Raw genomic sequence first — 14,313 nt, forward strand, 5'->3', positions numbered from 1 at the left:
GCCCCTGTGGGAGCCGCTTCAGCGGCGAAAAGCCAACGAAGCGGTGATGCGGTAAAGCCGATCGCCAAGGCACCCTGGCCCGCTGCCGCGGGATCGCCGATGAATCGGCTCCCACAAAGAATCGGTACCTGCAGATAGACCCCCCAAAAAAAAACCGCCTTTCGGCGGTTTTTTTATCAGCTCAGCTGACCGTGACAGTGCTTGTACTTCTTGCCCGATCCACAAGGGCAAGGATCGTTCCGACCGACCTTCGGGCCGTCGTTCAGTACAGGCGCGATCGCCGACTCGGCGACTGCGTTGTCGCCGCCGACACCCAGCTGCTGGACATCGGCATGCTGGAACTGCAGGCGCTGCGCTTCGGCGGCACGTTGCTGCTCGGCTTCCATCGCGGTGACCTCGTCTTCGCTACGGATGCGGATACGCGCAAGCATCTGCACCACTTCGCTCTTGATGCGGTCGAGCATCTCGGCGAACAGTTCGAACGACTCGCGCTTGAACTCCTGCTTCGGCTGCTTCTGGGCATAGCCGCGCAGGTAAATGCCCTGGCGCAGGTAATCCATGCTGGCGAGGTGCTCCTTCCATGCGTTATCGACCACCGAGAGCATCACGTGCTTCTCGAGCGAACGCATGGTTTCGGCACCGACCTGGAGCTCCTTCTCAGCGAACAACGCGTCCACCGCGGCACGCACATGCTCGAGGATGGCTTCCGAGTCGATGTCCTTCTGCCCCTCGACCCACTGTGGCAGGTCGATGCGGAGATTGAGCTCGCTGGCGAGTTCGCGATCGAGGCCGGCGATATCCCACTGGTCGTCGATGCTGTCGGCAGGCACGTACTTGCGCACGAGCGCGACCACGACGTCCTGGCGGATGTCGACGATCATGTCGGCGATATCGTCGGTCTCGAGGAGTTCGTCACGCTGCGCGTAGATCACCTTGCGCTGATCGTTGGCGACGTCGTCGAACTCGAGGAGGTTCTTGCGGATATCGAAGTTGTGCTGCTCGACCTTGCGCTGCACCTTTTCGATCTGGCGCGTGATCAGACGATCCTCGAGGGCCTCGTCTTCCTTCATGCCGAACATCTGCATCCAGCGACCGATGCGCTCGCCGCCGAAGATGCGCATCAGGTTGTCCTGCAGCGACAGGTAGAAGCGCGAGGAGCCGGGATCGCCCTGGCGACCCGAACGACCGCGCAGCTGGTTGTCGATACGACGCGACTCGTGACGTTCCGTGCCGACGATATGCAGGCCGCCGGAAGCCAGCACCTGTTCGTGGCGCTTCTTCCATTCTTCGCGCGTCTTCTGGCGATCGGCGTCGGTAGCCGTCTCCGGCAGCGTGGCCAGCAAGGCCTCGAGGCTGCCGCCAAGGACGATATCGGTACCGCGGCCGGCCATGTTGGTCGCGATCGTGACCGAACCCGGCGCACCAGCCTGGGCGACGATATGCGCTTCGCGCTCGTGCTGCTTGGCGTTGAGTACTTCGTGCGGGATCTTTTCTTTCTTCAGCAGGCCCGACACGAGTTCCGACACGTCGATCGACGCCGTGCCGACGAGCACCGGCTGGCCACGCTCGAAGCAGGCCTTGATGTCGTCGATGACGGCCTTGTACTTGGCGTCCGGACCGAGGAACACGGAATCCGGATTGTCCACGCGGACCATCGGCTTGTGCGTCGGGATCACCACCACTTCCAGGCCATACACGGTCTGGAACTCGTAGGCTTCCGTATCCGCCGTACCGGTCATGCCGGCCAGCTTCTTGTACATGCGGAACAGGTTCTGGAACGTGACCGTGGCGAGCGTCTGGTTCTCGCGCTGGATGGGCACGCCTTCCTTCGCTTCGACCGCCTGGTGCAGGCCATCGGACCAGCGACGACCGGCCAGCGTACGACCGGTGAACTCGTCGACGATGATGACTTCGCCGTCGCGGACGATGTAGTCCACGTCGCGCTGGTAGATCGCGTTCGCACGCAGCGCCGCGTTCATGTGATGAACGACGGCCAGGTTCTTCGAATCGTAGAGACCGCTATCCGGCTCGATGACACCCGCTTCGCGCAGCAGCTGCTCCGCGTGCTCCATGCCCTCTTCGGACATGTGCACCTGCTTGCCCTTCTCGTCGACGAAATAGTCGCCGCCGGTGTCTTCCTTCTCCTGGCGGGAGAGGCCCGGGACGATCTTGTTCACCGCGATGTAGAGCTGCGGGGAATCCTCGGCGGGGCCGGAGATGATCAGCGGGGTGCGGGCTTCGTCGATCAGGATCGAGTCGACCTCGTCGACGATGGCGTAGTGCAGGCCGCGCTGGTTGCGCTGCTCCTTGCTGAGCGCCATGTTGTCGCGCAGGTAGTCGAAGCCGAACTCGTTATTCGTACCGTAGGTGATGTCGGCCTGGTACGCGCTGCGCTTGTCGGCGTGATCCATGCCCGGGTACACGACGCCGACCGTGAGGCCGAGGAAGTTGTACAGGCGGCCCATCTGCGCCGAATCGCGTCGTGCCAGGTAGTCGTTCACCGTGACCACGTGCACGCCCTTGCTTTCGAGGGCGTTGAGGTACACCGGCAACGTACCGACGAGGGTCTTGCCCTCACCCGTCCGCATCTCGGCGATACGCCCACCATGCAGCACCATGCCGCCGATGAGCTGGACGTCGTAGTGGCGCATGCCGAGCACGCGCTTCGCCGCCTCGCGGGTGACCGCGAAGGCTTCGGGCAGCAGGGCGTCGAGGGTCTCGCCGGCAGCGAGACGCTGACGGAAGTCATCGGTCTTGCCACGCAGCGCGTCGTCGGAAAGCTTTTCGAATTCCGGCTCGAGGGCGTTGATGCGCTTGACCGTCTTGGAGAGGTCACGCAGCACCCGCTCGTTACGGCTGCCGAAAATACTCGTCAGTGCACGATTGAACATCGATCATCCGGATCTGAAACGAAAAGGGCTGCCGGAAGGCGCAAAGCCGACCGGCACGAAGGGACGATCATACTACGGGCGTCCCCGGCTTTCCTCGGGGTGGCGACTGGATGGGGCGGATTCAAGGCCGATCAGCGATGGCCCTTCACAAAGGCCAACGGATTCACGACCCGATCGTGGTACCAGACCTCGAAATGCACATGGGACCCGGTGGAACGGCCGGTGGAGCCGGCCTTGGCGATGACATCACCGACCTTCACGCGCTGGCCCGGCTGCGCGACCAGCGCGCTGTTATGGGCGTAACGGGTCATGTAGCCATTGCCGTGGTCGATTTCGATGACATCGCCATAGCCGCTGCGCTGACCCGCAAAAGTGACCATTCCTTCAGCCACGGCCGTTACCGGCGTACCTGTGGGGGTGGCGATGTCGATGCCCGTATGGCGGGCGCTATGCCCGCTGAACGGGTCGGGGCGGCCGCCGAAATAGGACGAAATGTAGCCATTGACCGGCATGCCGGTCGGCCGGAGGCTGGACTCGATGCTCCGGTCCATCAGCATGTCGCGCAAGGCTTCGAGCTGGGCCTGCTGGGTATCGAACTGTCCCGAGAGCTGGTCGATGCTCTTGCCCAGCGACTCGGGCAGCGCGTAGGCGCCGGCATCCGCGCCGCTGGTGACCTCGAGGCCGCCCTGACCGGGCTCCTCGTCGAAATTGAATTCGCCGTCGTCCAGCTTGCCGACCTGGGTCAGGCGTTCGCCGAGGGCATTCAGGCGAACGGACTGGGCCTGGAGCTGACCGAGCTTGACCGCCAGGGCATCGAGATCGCGCTGCGCATCGCGCTTGATCTGGGCGACCTGGGCGCTCTGGCCACCCACCTGCGCCTGCAGGCCACCGAGATGGTCCAGCGCGCGGTCCTTCGGGTTGGCGACAGCCAGCGCCACCGCCGCACCCACCGCGGCAATCCCGACGAAACCGGCCAGGGCCATCGCCGTCGCCTTGCAGCGCATGCGCCGGCAGGTGAGATCCAGCGTTTTCGGCCCTTTCTGGCCACGAGACACGAGTATGATCTGCATACGTTCCACATCGAATAGTTGAAGCCGGTCCATGCCACCGCCGTACCAACCGAACCGACGCTCCACCCATGGACTGAAGTCCATCTCGGAGTTCGGGCCTGTCGCATCGCTGGCCAAACGGGCCCGCGAACTCGACACGTTGGACCGCCAGCTGCGCGCGACCTTGCCGCAGCCGTTGCGCGATAACGTCCGCTTTGCGGACCTGCGCGACGGCCGGCTCGTCTTCCTTGCGCCCTCCTCGGCCTGGGCATCGCGGGTGCGCCTTTACCAGACGCAGATCCTCGAGGCCGCCCGCGCCATCGGCGCGAAAGCCAGTTCGGTTGCCGTGAAAGTGGCCCCCCTACCGGTCGAGGAAGTCATTCCCGACCGACATAAACCGCTTTCCGCCTCAGCCGGTCGCCATCTGCGAGCTGCCGCGGCGTCACTCTCCGACCCCACGTTGCGGGATCTGTTCCTGAAACTGGCCTCCGAGGCCGAAATTTCAGATTAATTCGATACTTACGACCGACAAGCTCGATCCGTAAGCAGCACCGGATCCCCCGGGGCGGCAAACTTTATAGCACGCATGTTCCCTATGAACACCTAAAATGGACGTAAAGTTCACGTAGGCGTGACGGCCGTCACGGGGTATTCGCGCCTGGAATCTGTGCGCTGCGGCGCAAGAGCCGGCGGGTATCGCCCTCGGGGCCCCGTCTACGGCGACCCCTCAGGGAGGGCGGCTACCGCCGCCCTTTACTTATTGCCCTACGGGCCGGGTCGGCGCCCCACCGGCCGTTTGCGCGAGACAGGATGTCGAGTCGCAAACCCCCAACCGAAGCCCGGCCCGGCCCGTAGGGCAATAGATATACGGCGGCGCTAGCCGCCCTCCCTGGCGGGACGCCGCAGACGGGGCCCCGAGGGTGGCACCCGCCGGCTCTTCTGCGTCGACGCCATACCCGCCAGCTCTTGCCCCGCAACCCGCGAGCGCAAGCAAAACGCGAGGCAGAAGGCGAGCCCGCCCCCGACCCAAAGCCCACAAAACCCCAAAGAAAAAAGGCCGCGATCGCTCGCGGCCTTTCGATTTGACGTATGCCCCGGAGGGCCGAGCCTCAGACCGCCTGGGCGGGATGGGCGTAGGAAATCGGCGCCTTGGCCGGATCCTTGAAGCTGACTTCTTCCCAGGCCGTGACGTCGGCCATGAGGCTGCGAAGCAGCTTGTTGTTGAGCTCATGACCCGACTTGTGCGCGGAATACGCGCCGATCAGGCTGTGGCCCAGCATGTAGATGTCGCCGATGGCGTCGAGGATCTTGTGCTTGACGAACTCGTTGTCGTAACGAAGGCCGTCTTCATTGAGCACGCGGTAGTCGTCCAGCACCACAGCGTTGTCCATCGAGCCGCCGAGCGTGAGATTGCGCTCACGGAGCATCTCGATGTCACGCATGAAACCGAACGTGCGGGCGCGGCTGACTTCCTTGACGAACGACGTCGTCGAGAAATCCATCTCGGCCTGCGAATTGCGCTTGTTGAACAGCGGGTGGTCGAACTCGACCGAAAAACCCACCTTGAAGCCGTCGAACGGCTCGAGCTTGGCCCATTTGTCACCGTCCTGGACGATGACGGGCTTACGGATACGGATGAAACGCTTGGCCGCTTCCTGTTCCTCGATACCGGCGGACTGGATGAGGAAGACGAAGGGACCCGCACTGCCGTCCATGATCGGCACTTCCGGCGCGGACAGGTCGACATAGGCGTTGTCGATACCTAGCCCGGCCATGGCCGAGAGCAGGTGTTCGACCGTGGACACGCGAACGTCGCCGTTGATCAGCGTGGTCGAAAGACGCGTATCGCCGACGTTCTCGGGACGCGAATGCAGTTCGACGGGCGGATTCAGGTCGGTGCGACGGAACACGATGCCGGTGTTCGGCGCCGCGGGACGAAGCGTCATGTACACCTTGTCGCCGGTATGAAGACCGACGCCTGTGGCGCGAATGATGTTCTTTAGCGTGCGCTGCTTAATCATAGTGGGTCAAACCTTAGCCGGCAGCAGCCTATAAGTGGCAGGTAGGCTAACACAGTCTTAACCTGGGGATGGACGAGCCCACGGGAGAAGTCTTGCACGGCTTCACCCTTCCTTCAGCTATAACCGCGAGCCATTCTCATTGACTGTGCGACTGATCCCTTGCACATTCAAGCACTTGAGAACGCTCCCGCATTTATCCCGTTGACACGGCAACGCTCCGCCGCCCGGACGGGATCGGCGGCGAAGCGTCGGGCTACCCGGCGTCGTGCCGGGCGGGCCTCACGTTTTCCTTAACGTGCCTCTTGTCACGTCAAAAGACGGTCAATCCGCCTGGCGGCGCAGGAACGCCGGGATGTCCAGGTAATCGATCGTCGGCTCGGCGCCCTTCGACGGTGCCGGCTCCGAACGCGTCGACGAAACGACGTCGGGCTGGGCGTAGTCGACCACTTCGTTGCCGGTGCCCGTGCGCAGCACGACCGGACGCGGACGTTGGCGCATTTCGACCTGCTGCTGCACCGGCTGGCGGATCGGCTGCTTCGCCGCTACGCCGGCACGGTTCAGGCCCGTGGCGACCACCGTCACGCGGACATCGTCCTGCATGTCCGGATCGAGCGAGGTGCCGATGACCACGGTCGCGTCTTCCGAGGCGAAATCGTGAATCACGCGGCCGATCTCGTCGAACTCGCGCATGGTCAGGTTCGGACCGGCGGTGACGTTGACCAGGATGCCGCAGGCGCCGGCGAGGTTCACGTCTTCGAGCAGCGGGTTGTTGATGGCGGCCTCGGCGGCGGCCTGCGCACGGTCATCGCCGCGAGCGGTGCCGGAGCCCATCATCGCCATGCCCATCTCGCTCATGACGGTACGGACGTCGGCAAAGTCGACGTTGATCAGGCCCGGGGCCGTGATCAGGTCGGCGATGCCCTGGACGGCACCCTGGAGCACGTCGTTGGCCGCCTTGAAGGCGTTGAGCAAGGTCACTTCGCGACCGAGCACCGAGAGAAGCTTCTCGTTCGGCACCGTGATCAGCGAGTCGACATGCTGGGAGAGGTCTTCGATACCCTTCAGGGCGACCTGCATGCGGCGACGTCCTTCGAACGGGAACGGCTTGGTAACGACCGCGACCGTCAGGATGCCCTTTTCCTTGGCGAGCTGGGCGACGACCGGCGCCGCACCCGTACCCGTGCCACCGCCCATGCCGGCGGTAATGAAGACCATGTCGGCGCCTTCGAGCATTTCCTCGATGCGCTCACGATCTTCCAGCGCGGCCTGGCGGCCCACTTCCGGGTTGGCGCCCGCACCCAGGCCCTTGGTGACATTGCCACCGAGCTGGAGATGCGTCCGCGAGTTGCAGCTCTTCATGGCCTGCGCGTCGGTATTGGCGACGACGAATTCGACGCCTTCGATATTGGAGTTGACCATGTGGGCCACGGCGTTACCGCCGCCACCACCCACGCCGATGACCTTGATGACAGCGTTCGGTGCCAGCTTTTCGATGAGTTCAAACATTTCCCGTCCTCCGCAGAACTTTTAGTTTTTATGGTTTATGTCCCACGTCCGACTCCTGTCGACCGTGGGTTGCGGGCCATCCTGTTGCCCCGGCACCCCCCTTCCATCGGGCGCCGACAATCCGGTTTTGACTTAGAAATTCTTGGTGAACCAGCTTCGGAACTTCTCGACCACACTGCCGACATTGCCGGCAGCCGAACTCGTGTTGCGCGACGCGCCGCTCGACCGCGAGCCGTGCAGAAGCAGGCCCACGCCGGTCGAATGAAGCTCGCTGGAAACGACATCGCCCAGGCCCGACACGTGCTGGGGCACGCCGATGCGGACCATCTTGTGGAAGATTTCTTCTGCCAGTTCGAGCGCGCCTTCCATGCGCGAGGCGCCGCCGGTCAGCACGATGCCGGCCGCGACGAGGCTCTCGTATCCCGAGCGACGCAGTTCGTCCTGCACCATCTCGAAGATTTCCTCGTAGCGGGCCTGCACCGACTGCGCGAGCGCCTGCCGCGCGAGACGGCGCGGCGGACGATCGCCGACGCTCGGCACCTGGATCGTTTCTTCCGCGTGGGCAAGCTGGGCGAGCGCGCACGCGTACTTGATCTTGATCTCTTCCGCGTGAGCGGTCGGTGTGTGCACGCCGTAGGCGATGTCGTTGGTCACCTGATCGCCGCCGACAGGCAGCGACTTGGTGTGGCGAATCGCGCCCTGCGTATAGATGGCGATATCGGTCGTGCCTGCACCGATGTCGACGAGGCAGACGCCCAGCTCGAGTTCGTCTTCGGTGAGCACGGCCTTCGCGCTGGCCACGGCCGCCGGCACCAGCTCGTCGACCGAGAGGCCGCAGCGCTGGATGCACTTGGAGATGTTCTGCACCGCGCTGGCGGCGCCGGTGACCAGATGCACGCTGGCTTCCAGGCGCACGCCGCTCATGCCGACCGGGTGGCGAATGCCGTCCTGGCCGTCGATGCGGTATTCCTGCGATTCCTTATAGAGCACCTTGCGGTCGGCCGGGATCGCCACCGCACTCGCGGCTTCCAGCACCTGTTCCAGGTCGGCCGCCATCACCTCGCGGTCGCGGATGGCCGCGGTGCCGTGCGAGTTACGCGTTTCCAGGTGGCTGCCCGAAATCGAGGCGTAGACCGAGCGGATGTCGCAGCCGGCCATCAGCTCTGCTTCTTCGACCGCGCGCTGGATGGAGTGCACCGTCGATTCGATATCGACCACCGAGCCGCGCTTCATGCCACGCGACACGTGCGTGCCGATGCCGATGATCTCGATCGGTTCGCCCGGCTCGTATTCGCCGACGATCGCGACGACCTTCGACGTTCCGATATCGAGGCCGACGACGAGCTGTTTGTCGTTCTTGTTTCTCATGGTTTAGCTCAGCTTCCGACCTTGGGTGTGGCCGTGGTTTCCGATTCCGGCCACCGGATGGCGAATCCGTTGGTGTAACGAAGGTCGGCATAGGCGAAACCGCCACGCCGACCGGCGACAAGTTGCGGGTACACATCGAGGAACCGGGCGAGGCGACGGTCGGCCTGGTCACGATCGCCGATGACGATCTCGGCACCGCTTTCCGTCGTGACGCTCCAGCTGCCGCGTTCGCTCAGGCTCACACCGACGATGGCGAGCTGTGCCCTGCCCTCGAAGGCCTTGTGTGCCTGCGCATAGAAGCTCACGACTTCGGCCAGGCGCGAATCCGGACCGTGCAAGCGCGGGAGGTCGCCCATCTGATCGGCACCCGGTGCATCGAAGACGAGACCCTGGCGACTGATCAGCCGGTCTTCGTTCCAGCGCGCGAACGGCTGACGCTCATAGATGCGCACCAGCAGGGTGTCGGGCCAGCGCTTGCGCACTTCGACCGACTCGACCCACGGCAGCGAGCCGATCGCGTGGCGTACGTCTTCCAGGTCGGTGGCGAAAAAGCCCTTGCCCAGCCGCGGCAACACGGCGCTGCGGATCTGTTCGGCACTGACGTGCGCGAACTCCGCCTCGACCTTGATGTTCGTCACCGGCCAGCGACCGGCGGCGAACCAGCCCTGCATCACGCCGACCACGGGCAGTACCACCAACGTAATGGCGATACCCCAGGCGACGATCCGCGTGGCGGCGGCTCCTTTCATGCCTTCGCGCCCTCCCGTTCCATGGAGGTTTCGAGGACGCGCCAGCAAAGGGCCGGGTAATCCAGGCCTGCGACGGCGGCGGCTTTCGGGACGAGCGAATGCGACGTCATCCCGGGCGCGGTATTCACTTCGAGCAGCCAGTTCTTGCCATGACGGTCGCGCATGACGTCGACGCGACCCCAGCCGAAGCAGTCGAGTGCGTCGAACGCGGTCAACGCAAGCGCGCGCATCTCGTCTTCGGCGGCGGCGGTGAGGCCGGGCACGATGTACTGGGTGTCTTCGGCGACGTACTTGGCGTTGTAGTCGTAGTACTCGCCCTTGGGCACGATCTTGATCGTAGGCAATACCTCGCGGCCGAGGATACCGACGGTGAATTCGCCACCCTCGTTGCCATCGCCTTCGATCAGCGTTTCCATGAGCATGTCGCCGGGGTACTTACGCGCCAGCTCCACGGCGGCGTCGAGGCCGGCTTCGTCGAACACGCGCGTGACGCCAACGCTGGAACCTTCCCAGGCGGGCTTCACGATCAGCGGGAAACCCACCTCGCGCGCGGCGGCGTGCACATCGGCACCGCGCGGCAGCGCCTTGAACTTTGGCGTCGGCAGGCCGAGCGCAATCCAGACCTGCTTGGCGCGCACCTTGTCGAGCGACAACGCGGAGCCCAGCACGCCCGACCCGGTGTACGGCACACCCAGCGACTGCAGCGCACCCTGGAGTTCGCCGTTCTCGCCACCGGCGCCGTGGAGAATATTGAAGACGCGGGCGAAGTGCCCTGCACGCACGGCATCGAGCAGCGCCGGGATGCCGTCGATGGCATGGGCATCCACACCGCGCGATCGCAGGGCTTCGAGCACGCCACGGCCGGAATCGAGCGAGACCTCGCGTTCGGCCGAATTGCCGCCCATCACCACGGCGACGCGGCCGAAATCGGCCGCATCGGTGACCAGGCGGGGGAAACGGGTGTCATCCATTACTTGTTGCTCCTAAGGTGGCCGGCATTACCCAGCTCGACGGCCGCCGCACCGATGTCCCCGGCGCCCAGCAGCATGATCAGGTCGTTGTCGCGCACCAGCGCGGACAGCGTGTCGCGCAGGTCGCGCGGGTGATCGACCAGGACCGGGTCGGTCTTGCCACGCGCACGAATGGCACGGGCCAGGGCCTTGCCGTCGGCACCGGCGATCGGCGATTCGCCGGCCGGATAGACCTCGGTCAGCACCAGCACGTCCACTTCGGCGAGCACGTTGGCGAAGTCGTCGAGCAGGTCGCGGGTACGGCTATAACGATGCGGCTGGAAGGCGACGACCAGGCGTCGATCCGGCCAGCCGCCACGCGCGGCGGCGAAGACCGCGGCGAGTTCGCGCGGGTGGTGACCGTAGTCGTCGACGAGCAGTGCACTGCCGCTGTCGAGCGCGACTTCACCGCGACGATGGAAGCGACGACCCACGCCCTCGAAACGAGCCAGCGCGCGCGCGATCGCCTCGGCTTCGACGCCGAGCTGCCAGCCCACGGCCGCGGCGGCGAGCGCATTCTGCACATTGTGCCGACCCGGCAGGTTCAGCGTCACCGGCAGCGTCCCAGCCATACCCGGCAGGTGCAGGTCGAAATGCATTTCGAAACCGATCTGGCGCACGTTCGTCGCCGTCACGTCGGCGCCGGGCTTGTCGATCGCATAGGTCAGCATCCGACGCGACGTGTCCTGCGCGAGCAGGGCCGTTTCGTCGTCGTCGATGCACAGCACGGCCATGCCGTAGAACGGCAGGCGATGCAGGAAATCGCGGAAGGCCTTCTTCACCTGGGCGAAGTCGCCGTTGTAGTTCTCGAGGTGGTCGGCATCGATATTGGTGACGACCGCCATCACCGGCGAGAGCATCAGGAACGAGCCGTCCGATTCGTCGGCCTCGGCGACCAGGTACTGACCGGTGCCCAGGCGCGCGTTGGCGCCGGCGGCATTGAGCTGGCCACCGATGACGAAGGTCGGATCGTAGTCCGCTTCGGCGAGCACGCTGGCGACGAGACTGGTGGTCGTCGTCTTGCCGTGCGTTCCGGCGATGGCGATGCCACGACGGAAACGCATCAGCTCACCGAGCATTTCCGCGCGCGGCACCATCGGTACGCGGGCGGCCTGCGCGGCGACGATCTCGGGGTTGTCCTGGCGAATCGCGCTCGAGGTGACGATCACGTCGGCGCCGTCGATGTTCGCGGCGTTGTGGCCGATGTGCACTTCCACGCCCAGCTTGGCCAGGCGCTCGGTGGTCGGCGACGGCGCACGGTCGGAACCGGACACGCTGTAGCCGAGATTTTTCAGCACTTCGGCGATGCCGCTCATGCCGACGCCGCCCACACCGATGAAGTGGACGCGGCGGAACGAGGTCATGAAATCGTCGTGGGCACGCAAACGACCGGGCGTCATGCGGAAACCTCCATGCAGTGACGTGCAATCGTTGATGCGGCGTCGGGCTTGGCCAGCGTACGGGACGCATTGGCCGCGGAAAGGATGTGCTGTCGGTCGCCAAGCAGGCTACCCAGCAACACGGCTAACGCCTCGGGACCGTCGTTCGAGGCAGCGATGGGATCCGGAAGCAGCAGCGCAGCACCGGCGTCGACCATCGCACGGGCATTCGCCGTCTGGTGATCGTCGACGGCGTGCGGAAACGGAACGAGCAAGGCTTCGAGGCCAGCGGCGCACAGCTCGGCCACGGTCAGGGCGCCCGCGCGACACACCGCGAGATCGGCCCATTCGTAGGCGCCGGCCATGTCCTCGATGAAGGGCACGACGTTGGCATGGGTGATACCCGCTGCGGCGTAGGCAGCACGTGCTTCCTCGAGACCGCGCTCACCCGTCTGGTGCACGACTTCCGGCTCGAGACCGGCGAAATCGGCCGAGCTGCGCATGAAGGCAAGCGCCTTGGGCAGGGCGAGGTTGAGCGTGCGGGCGCCGAGGCTGCCGCCGAGCACCAGCAGGCGCGGACGACCCTCGCGGCTGGCGAGGCGCTGATCGGGTGTCGGCAGCGCGGCGATTTTCGCGCGCACCGGATTACCCACCCACTCGCCGTTGGGCAACACGTTGGGAAAGCCCGTGAGCACTTTTTTCGCGAACGACGCCAGCTTGCGATTGGTGAAACCAGCGACGGCGTTCTGTTCGTGCACGACCAACGGGATGCCGGCCAGACGCGCGGCCACGCCGGCGGGGCCCGCGACATAGCCACCCATTGACAGCACGCAACGCGGGCGCAGCTTGCGCAGCAGCTTCAACGACGCGAATAGCGCGCGGGCAAGCATCAACGGCGCCATCAGGCGCGTCGTCAGGCCTTTGCCACGCAAGCCACCGACGGCGATCGTGTGCAGATCGAGGCCGTGCGCCGGCACGACGCGCGTTTCCATGCCGCCCTCGGCACCGAGCCACGCCACCGGCACGCCACGCGAGCGCAGCTCGTCGGCCACGGCGAGTCCCGGGAAGATATGGCCGCCGGTTCCGCCGGCCATGATCAGGACCGGCGCGTTCATGCCATGCCTCCAAGCGGGGCGGACGCATCCGGCACCGCATTGGCCGGCAGGCGAACGGCGGTCTGGCGGGCGTCTTCGGCGCGATTGATCTCGAACGTCGCGCGCAGGAGGACGCCGACCATGGCGCAGGTCATCAGCACGGACGAACCGCCCGAGCTGATCAGCGGCAGGGTCAGGCCCTTGGTCGGCAGCACGCCGAGGTTCACGCCGATCGAGACCATGGCCTGGAAGCCCATCATCAGCGAGATGCCGTAGGCCACATAACCCGAGAAACGGTGACCGAGTTCGACGCCCTTCAGGCCGACGTAAAGGCCACGTCCCACCAAGACGACATAAAGGAAGATGACCAGGACGATGCCAGCCAGACCGAGTTCCTCGGCGAGCACCGCCAGGATGAAGTCGGTATGCGCCTCGGGCAGGTAGAACAGTTTCTGCACGCTCGAGCCCAGGCCCACGCCGGTCCATTCACCACGGCCCACGGCGATCAGTGCCTGGGTGAGCTGGAAACCGTCGTTGAACGGGTCCTTCCACGGATCGAGGAAGGAGGTGAGGCGCTTGATGCGGTAGTCCTCGGCGGTCGCCGCATAGATCAAGGCGGGGACCAGGGGCGTCGCCAGCAGCAACAGGTTGCGCATGCGCGCGCCGGCCAGCCAGACCATGCCGACCGTGGTGGCGACGACCAGCGCCGCCGAGCCGAAATCGGGCTGGGCCAGCAGCAGGAGCACGATGAGGCCCGCAACGCCGACCGGCTTGACCACGCCGAACAGTTCGTATTCCACGCCCTCGCGATGACGGACGAGATAGCTTGCCAGATAGGCGACAAGAATCAGCTTGACCGCCTCGACCGGCTGGAAGCTGGTCACCAGCAGGTTCACCCAACGGCGCGCACCGTTGATGCGCATGCCGAACACGGGCAGGAACACCATCAGCAACATGATGATGCCGAGCAGCAGGAGCAGGAAGCTGTGCTTCTCAAGCGTCTTCAGCTCGGTGCGCATCGCCGCGGCGGCGAAGCAGCCACCGAGGAACAGGAACACCAGGTGGCGCTTGAGATAGTAGAAGGCGCCCTGGTGCGAACCATCGGCGACGGCGATCGAACTGGAGGTGACCATCACCACTCCCAGCGCGGCGAGCGCGAGCGCAGCCAGGAGCAACGGGAGGTCGAAACTCCCCCGCGGGCCCTGTCGGCGTTGCGCCTGTTTTGTGCCGAAGCCAAACATGATTC

General features: G+C 65.0%; 11 protein-coding genes. 1 reads left to right on the forward strand and 10 read right to left on the reverse strand.

Annotation, left to right across the window (positions count from 1 at the left end; genetic code table 11):
• Window positions 1-176 precede the first annotated feature (176 nt).
• Together secA and BJI69_RS03670 are read right to left on the reverse strand one after the other, a co-directional pair.
• A complete protein-coding gene (gene secA / locus BJI69_RS03665) occupies window positions 177-2,891 on the reverse strand; it encodes a preprotein translocase subunit SecA (RefSeq protein WP_046968858.1) in 2,715 nt (904 codons plus the stop codon).
• Between the two features lie 131 nt (window positions 2,892-3,022).
• A complete protein-coding gene (locus tag BJI69_RS03670; protein WP_046968870.1) occupies window positions 3,023-3,961 on the reverse strand; it encodes a M23 family metallopeptidase in 939 nt (312 codons plus the stop codon).
• 31 nt (window positions 3,962-3,992) lie between these two features.
• Here BJI69_RS03670 and BJI69_RS03675 point away from each other — a divergent pair, with 31 nt between their 5' ends.
• Window positions 3,993-4,451, forward strand: coding sequence for a DciA family protein (locus BJI69_RS03675; protein ID WP_052767303.1), 459 nt, complete (start codon window positions 3,993-3,995; stop codon window positions 4,449-4,451).
• A gap of 598 nt (window positions 4,452-5,049) precedes the next feature.
• Here BJI69_RS03675 and lpxC read toward each other — a convergent pair.
• The 8 genes from lpxC to ftsW all read right to left on the reverse strand — a co-directional run bounded on the left by lpxC (window position 5,050) and on the right by ftsW (window position 14,308).
• The gene (lpxC, locus tag BJI69_RS03680) at window positions 5,050-5,961 is read right to left on the reverse strand and encodes a UDP-3-O-acyl-N-acetylglucosamine deacetylase (RefSeq protein ID WP_046968260.1); all 912 of its coding nucleotides are present in this window, start codon (window positions 5,959-5,961) and stop codon (window positions 5,050-5,052) included.
• Window positions 5,962-6,282: 321 nt separating this feature from the next.
• Window positions 6,283-7,467, reverse strand: a complete 1,185-nt coding sequence (ftsZ, locus tag BJI69_RS03685) for a cell division protein FtsZ (RefSeq protein ID WP_046968259.1) — start codon at window positions 7,465-7,467, stop codon at window positions 6,283-6,285.
• 132 nt (window positions 7,468-7,599) lie between these two features.
• Window positions 7,600-8,835, reverse strand: coding sequence for a cell division protein FtsA (gene ftsA / locus BJI69_RS03690; protein WP_046968258.1), 1,236 nt, complete (start codon window positions 8,833-8,835; stop codon window positions 7,600-7,602).
• Between the two features lie 8 nt (window positions 8,836-8,843).
• Window positions 8,844-9,584 carry a cell division protein FtsQ/DivIB gene (locus BJI69_RS03695; protein ID WP_046968257.1) on the reverse strand — a complete coding sequence of 247 codons (741 nt, stop codon included), beginning with the start codon at window positions 9,582-9,584 and terminating at the stop codon, window positions 8,844-8,846.
• Complete coding sequence (locus BJI69_RS03700) at window positions 9,581-10,555, reverse strand: D-alanine--D-alanine ligase (RefSeq protein WP_046968256.1); 975 nt, start codon at window positions 10,553-10,555, stop codon at window positions 9,581-9,583. The genes BJI69_RS03695 and BJI69_RS03700 overlap by 4 nt, the downstream gene beginning before the upstream one ends.
• A complete protein-coding gene (gene murC, locus BJI69_RS03705; protein WP_046968255.1) occupies window positions 10,555-11,994 on the reverse strand; it encodes a UDP-N-acetylmuramate--L-alanine ligase in 1,440 nt (479 codons plus the stop codon). The genes BJI69_RS03700 and murC overlap by 1 nt, the downstream gene beginning before the upstream one ends.
• Window positions 11,991-13,088: an undecaprenyldiphospho-muramoylpentapeptide beta-N-acetylglucosaminyltransferase gene (gene murG / locus BJI69_RS03710; RefSeq protein ID WP_046968254.1), complete on the reverse strand. Its 1,098-nt coding sequence runs from the start codon at window positions 13,086-13,088 to the stop codon at window positions 11,991-11,993. Before murG ends, murC begins: the two co-directional genes overlap by 4 nt.
• Window positions 13,085-14,308, reverse strand: coding sequence for a putative lipid II flippase FtsW (gene ftsW / locus BJI69_RS03715; RefSeq protein ID WP_046968253.1), 1,224 nt, complete (start codon window positions 14,306-14,308; stop codon window positions 13,085-13,087). The genes murG and ftsW overlap by 4 nt, the downstream gene beginning before the upstream one ends.
• Between the last annotated feature and the right edge of the window lie 5 nt (window positions 14,309-14,313).

The organism is Luteibacter rhizovicinus DSM 16549, from assembly GCF_001887595.1.
Lineage (GTDB): Bacteria > Pseudomonadota > Gammaproteobacteria > Xanthomonadales > Rhodanobacteraceae > Luteibacter > Luteibacter rhizovicinus.

Bases quoted from the DNA above. Each gene is read 5' to 3' on its own strand.
- secA (WP_046968858.1), bottom strand. From the start codon at position 2,891: ATGTTCAATCGTGCACTGACGAGTATTTTCGGCAGCCGTAACGAGCGG.
- BJI69_RS03670 (WP_046968870.1), bottom strand. From the start codon at position 3,961: ATGCAGATCATACTCGTGTCTCGTGGCCAGAAAGGGCCGAAAACGCTG.
- BJI69_RS03675 (WP_052767303.1), top strand. From the start codon at position 3,993: ATGCCACCGCCGTACCAACCGAACCGACGCTCCACCCATGGACTGAAG.
- lpxC (WP_046968260.1), bottom strand. From the start codon at position 5,961: ATGATTAAGCAGCGCACGCTAAAGAACATCATTCGCGCCACAGGCGTC.
- ftsZ (WP_046968259.1), bottom strand. From the start codon at position 7,467: ATGTTTGAACTCATCGAAAAGCTGGCACCGAACGCTGTCATCAAGGTC.
- ftsA (WP_046968258.1), bottom strand. From the start codon at position 8,835: ATGAGAAACAAGAACGACAAACAGCTCGTCGTCGGCCTCGATATCGGA.
- BJI69_RS03695 (WP_046968257.1), bottom strand. From the start codon at position 9,584: ATGAAAGGAGCCGCCGCCACGCGGATCGTCGCCTGGGGTATCGCCATT.
- BJI69_RS03700 (WP_046968256.1), bottom strand. From the start codon at position 10,555: ATGGATGACACCCGTTTCCCCCGCCTGGTCACCGATGCGGCCGATTTC.
- murC (WP_046968255.1), bottom strand. From the start codon at position 11,994: ATGACGCCCGGTCGTTTGCGTGCCCACGACGATTTCATGACCTCGTTC.
- murG (WP_046968254.1), bottom strand. From the start codon at position 13,088: ATGAACGCGCCGGTCCTGATCATGGCCGGCGGAACCGGCGGCCATATC.
- ftsW (WP_046968253.1), bottom strand. From the start codon at position 14,308: ATGTTTGGCTTCGGCACAAAACAGGCGCAACGCCGACAGGGCCCGCGG.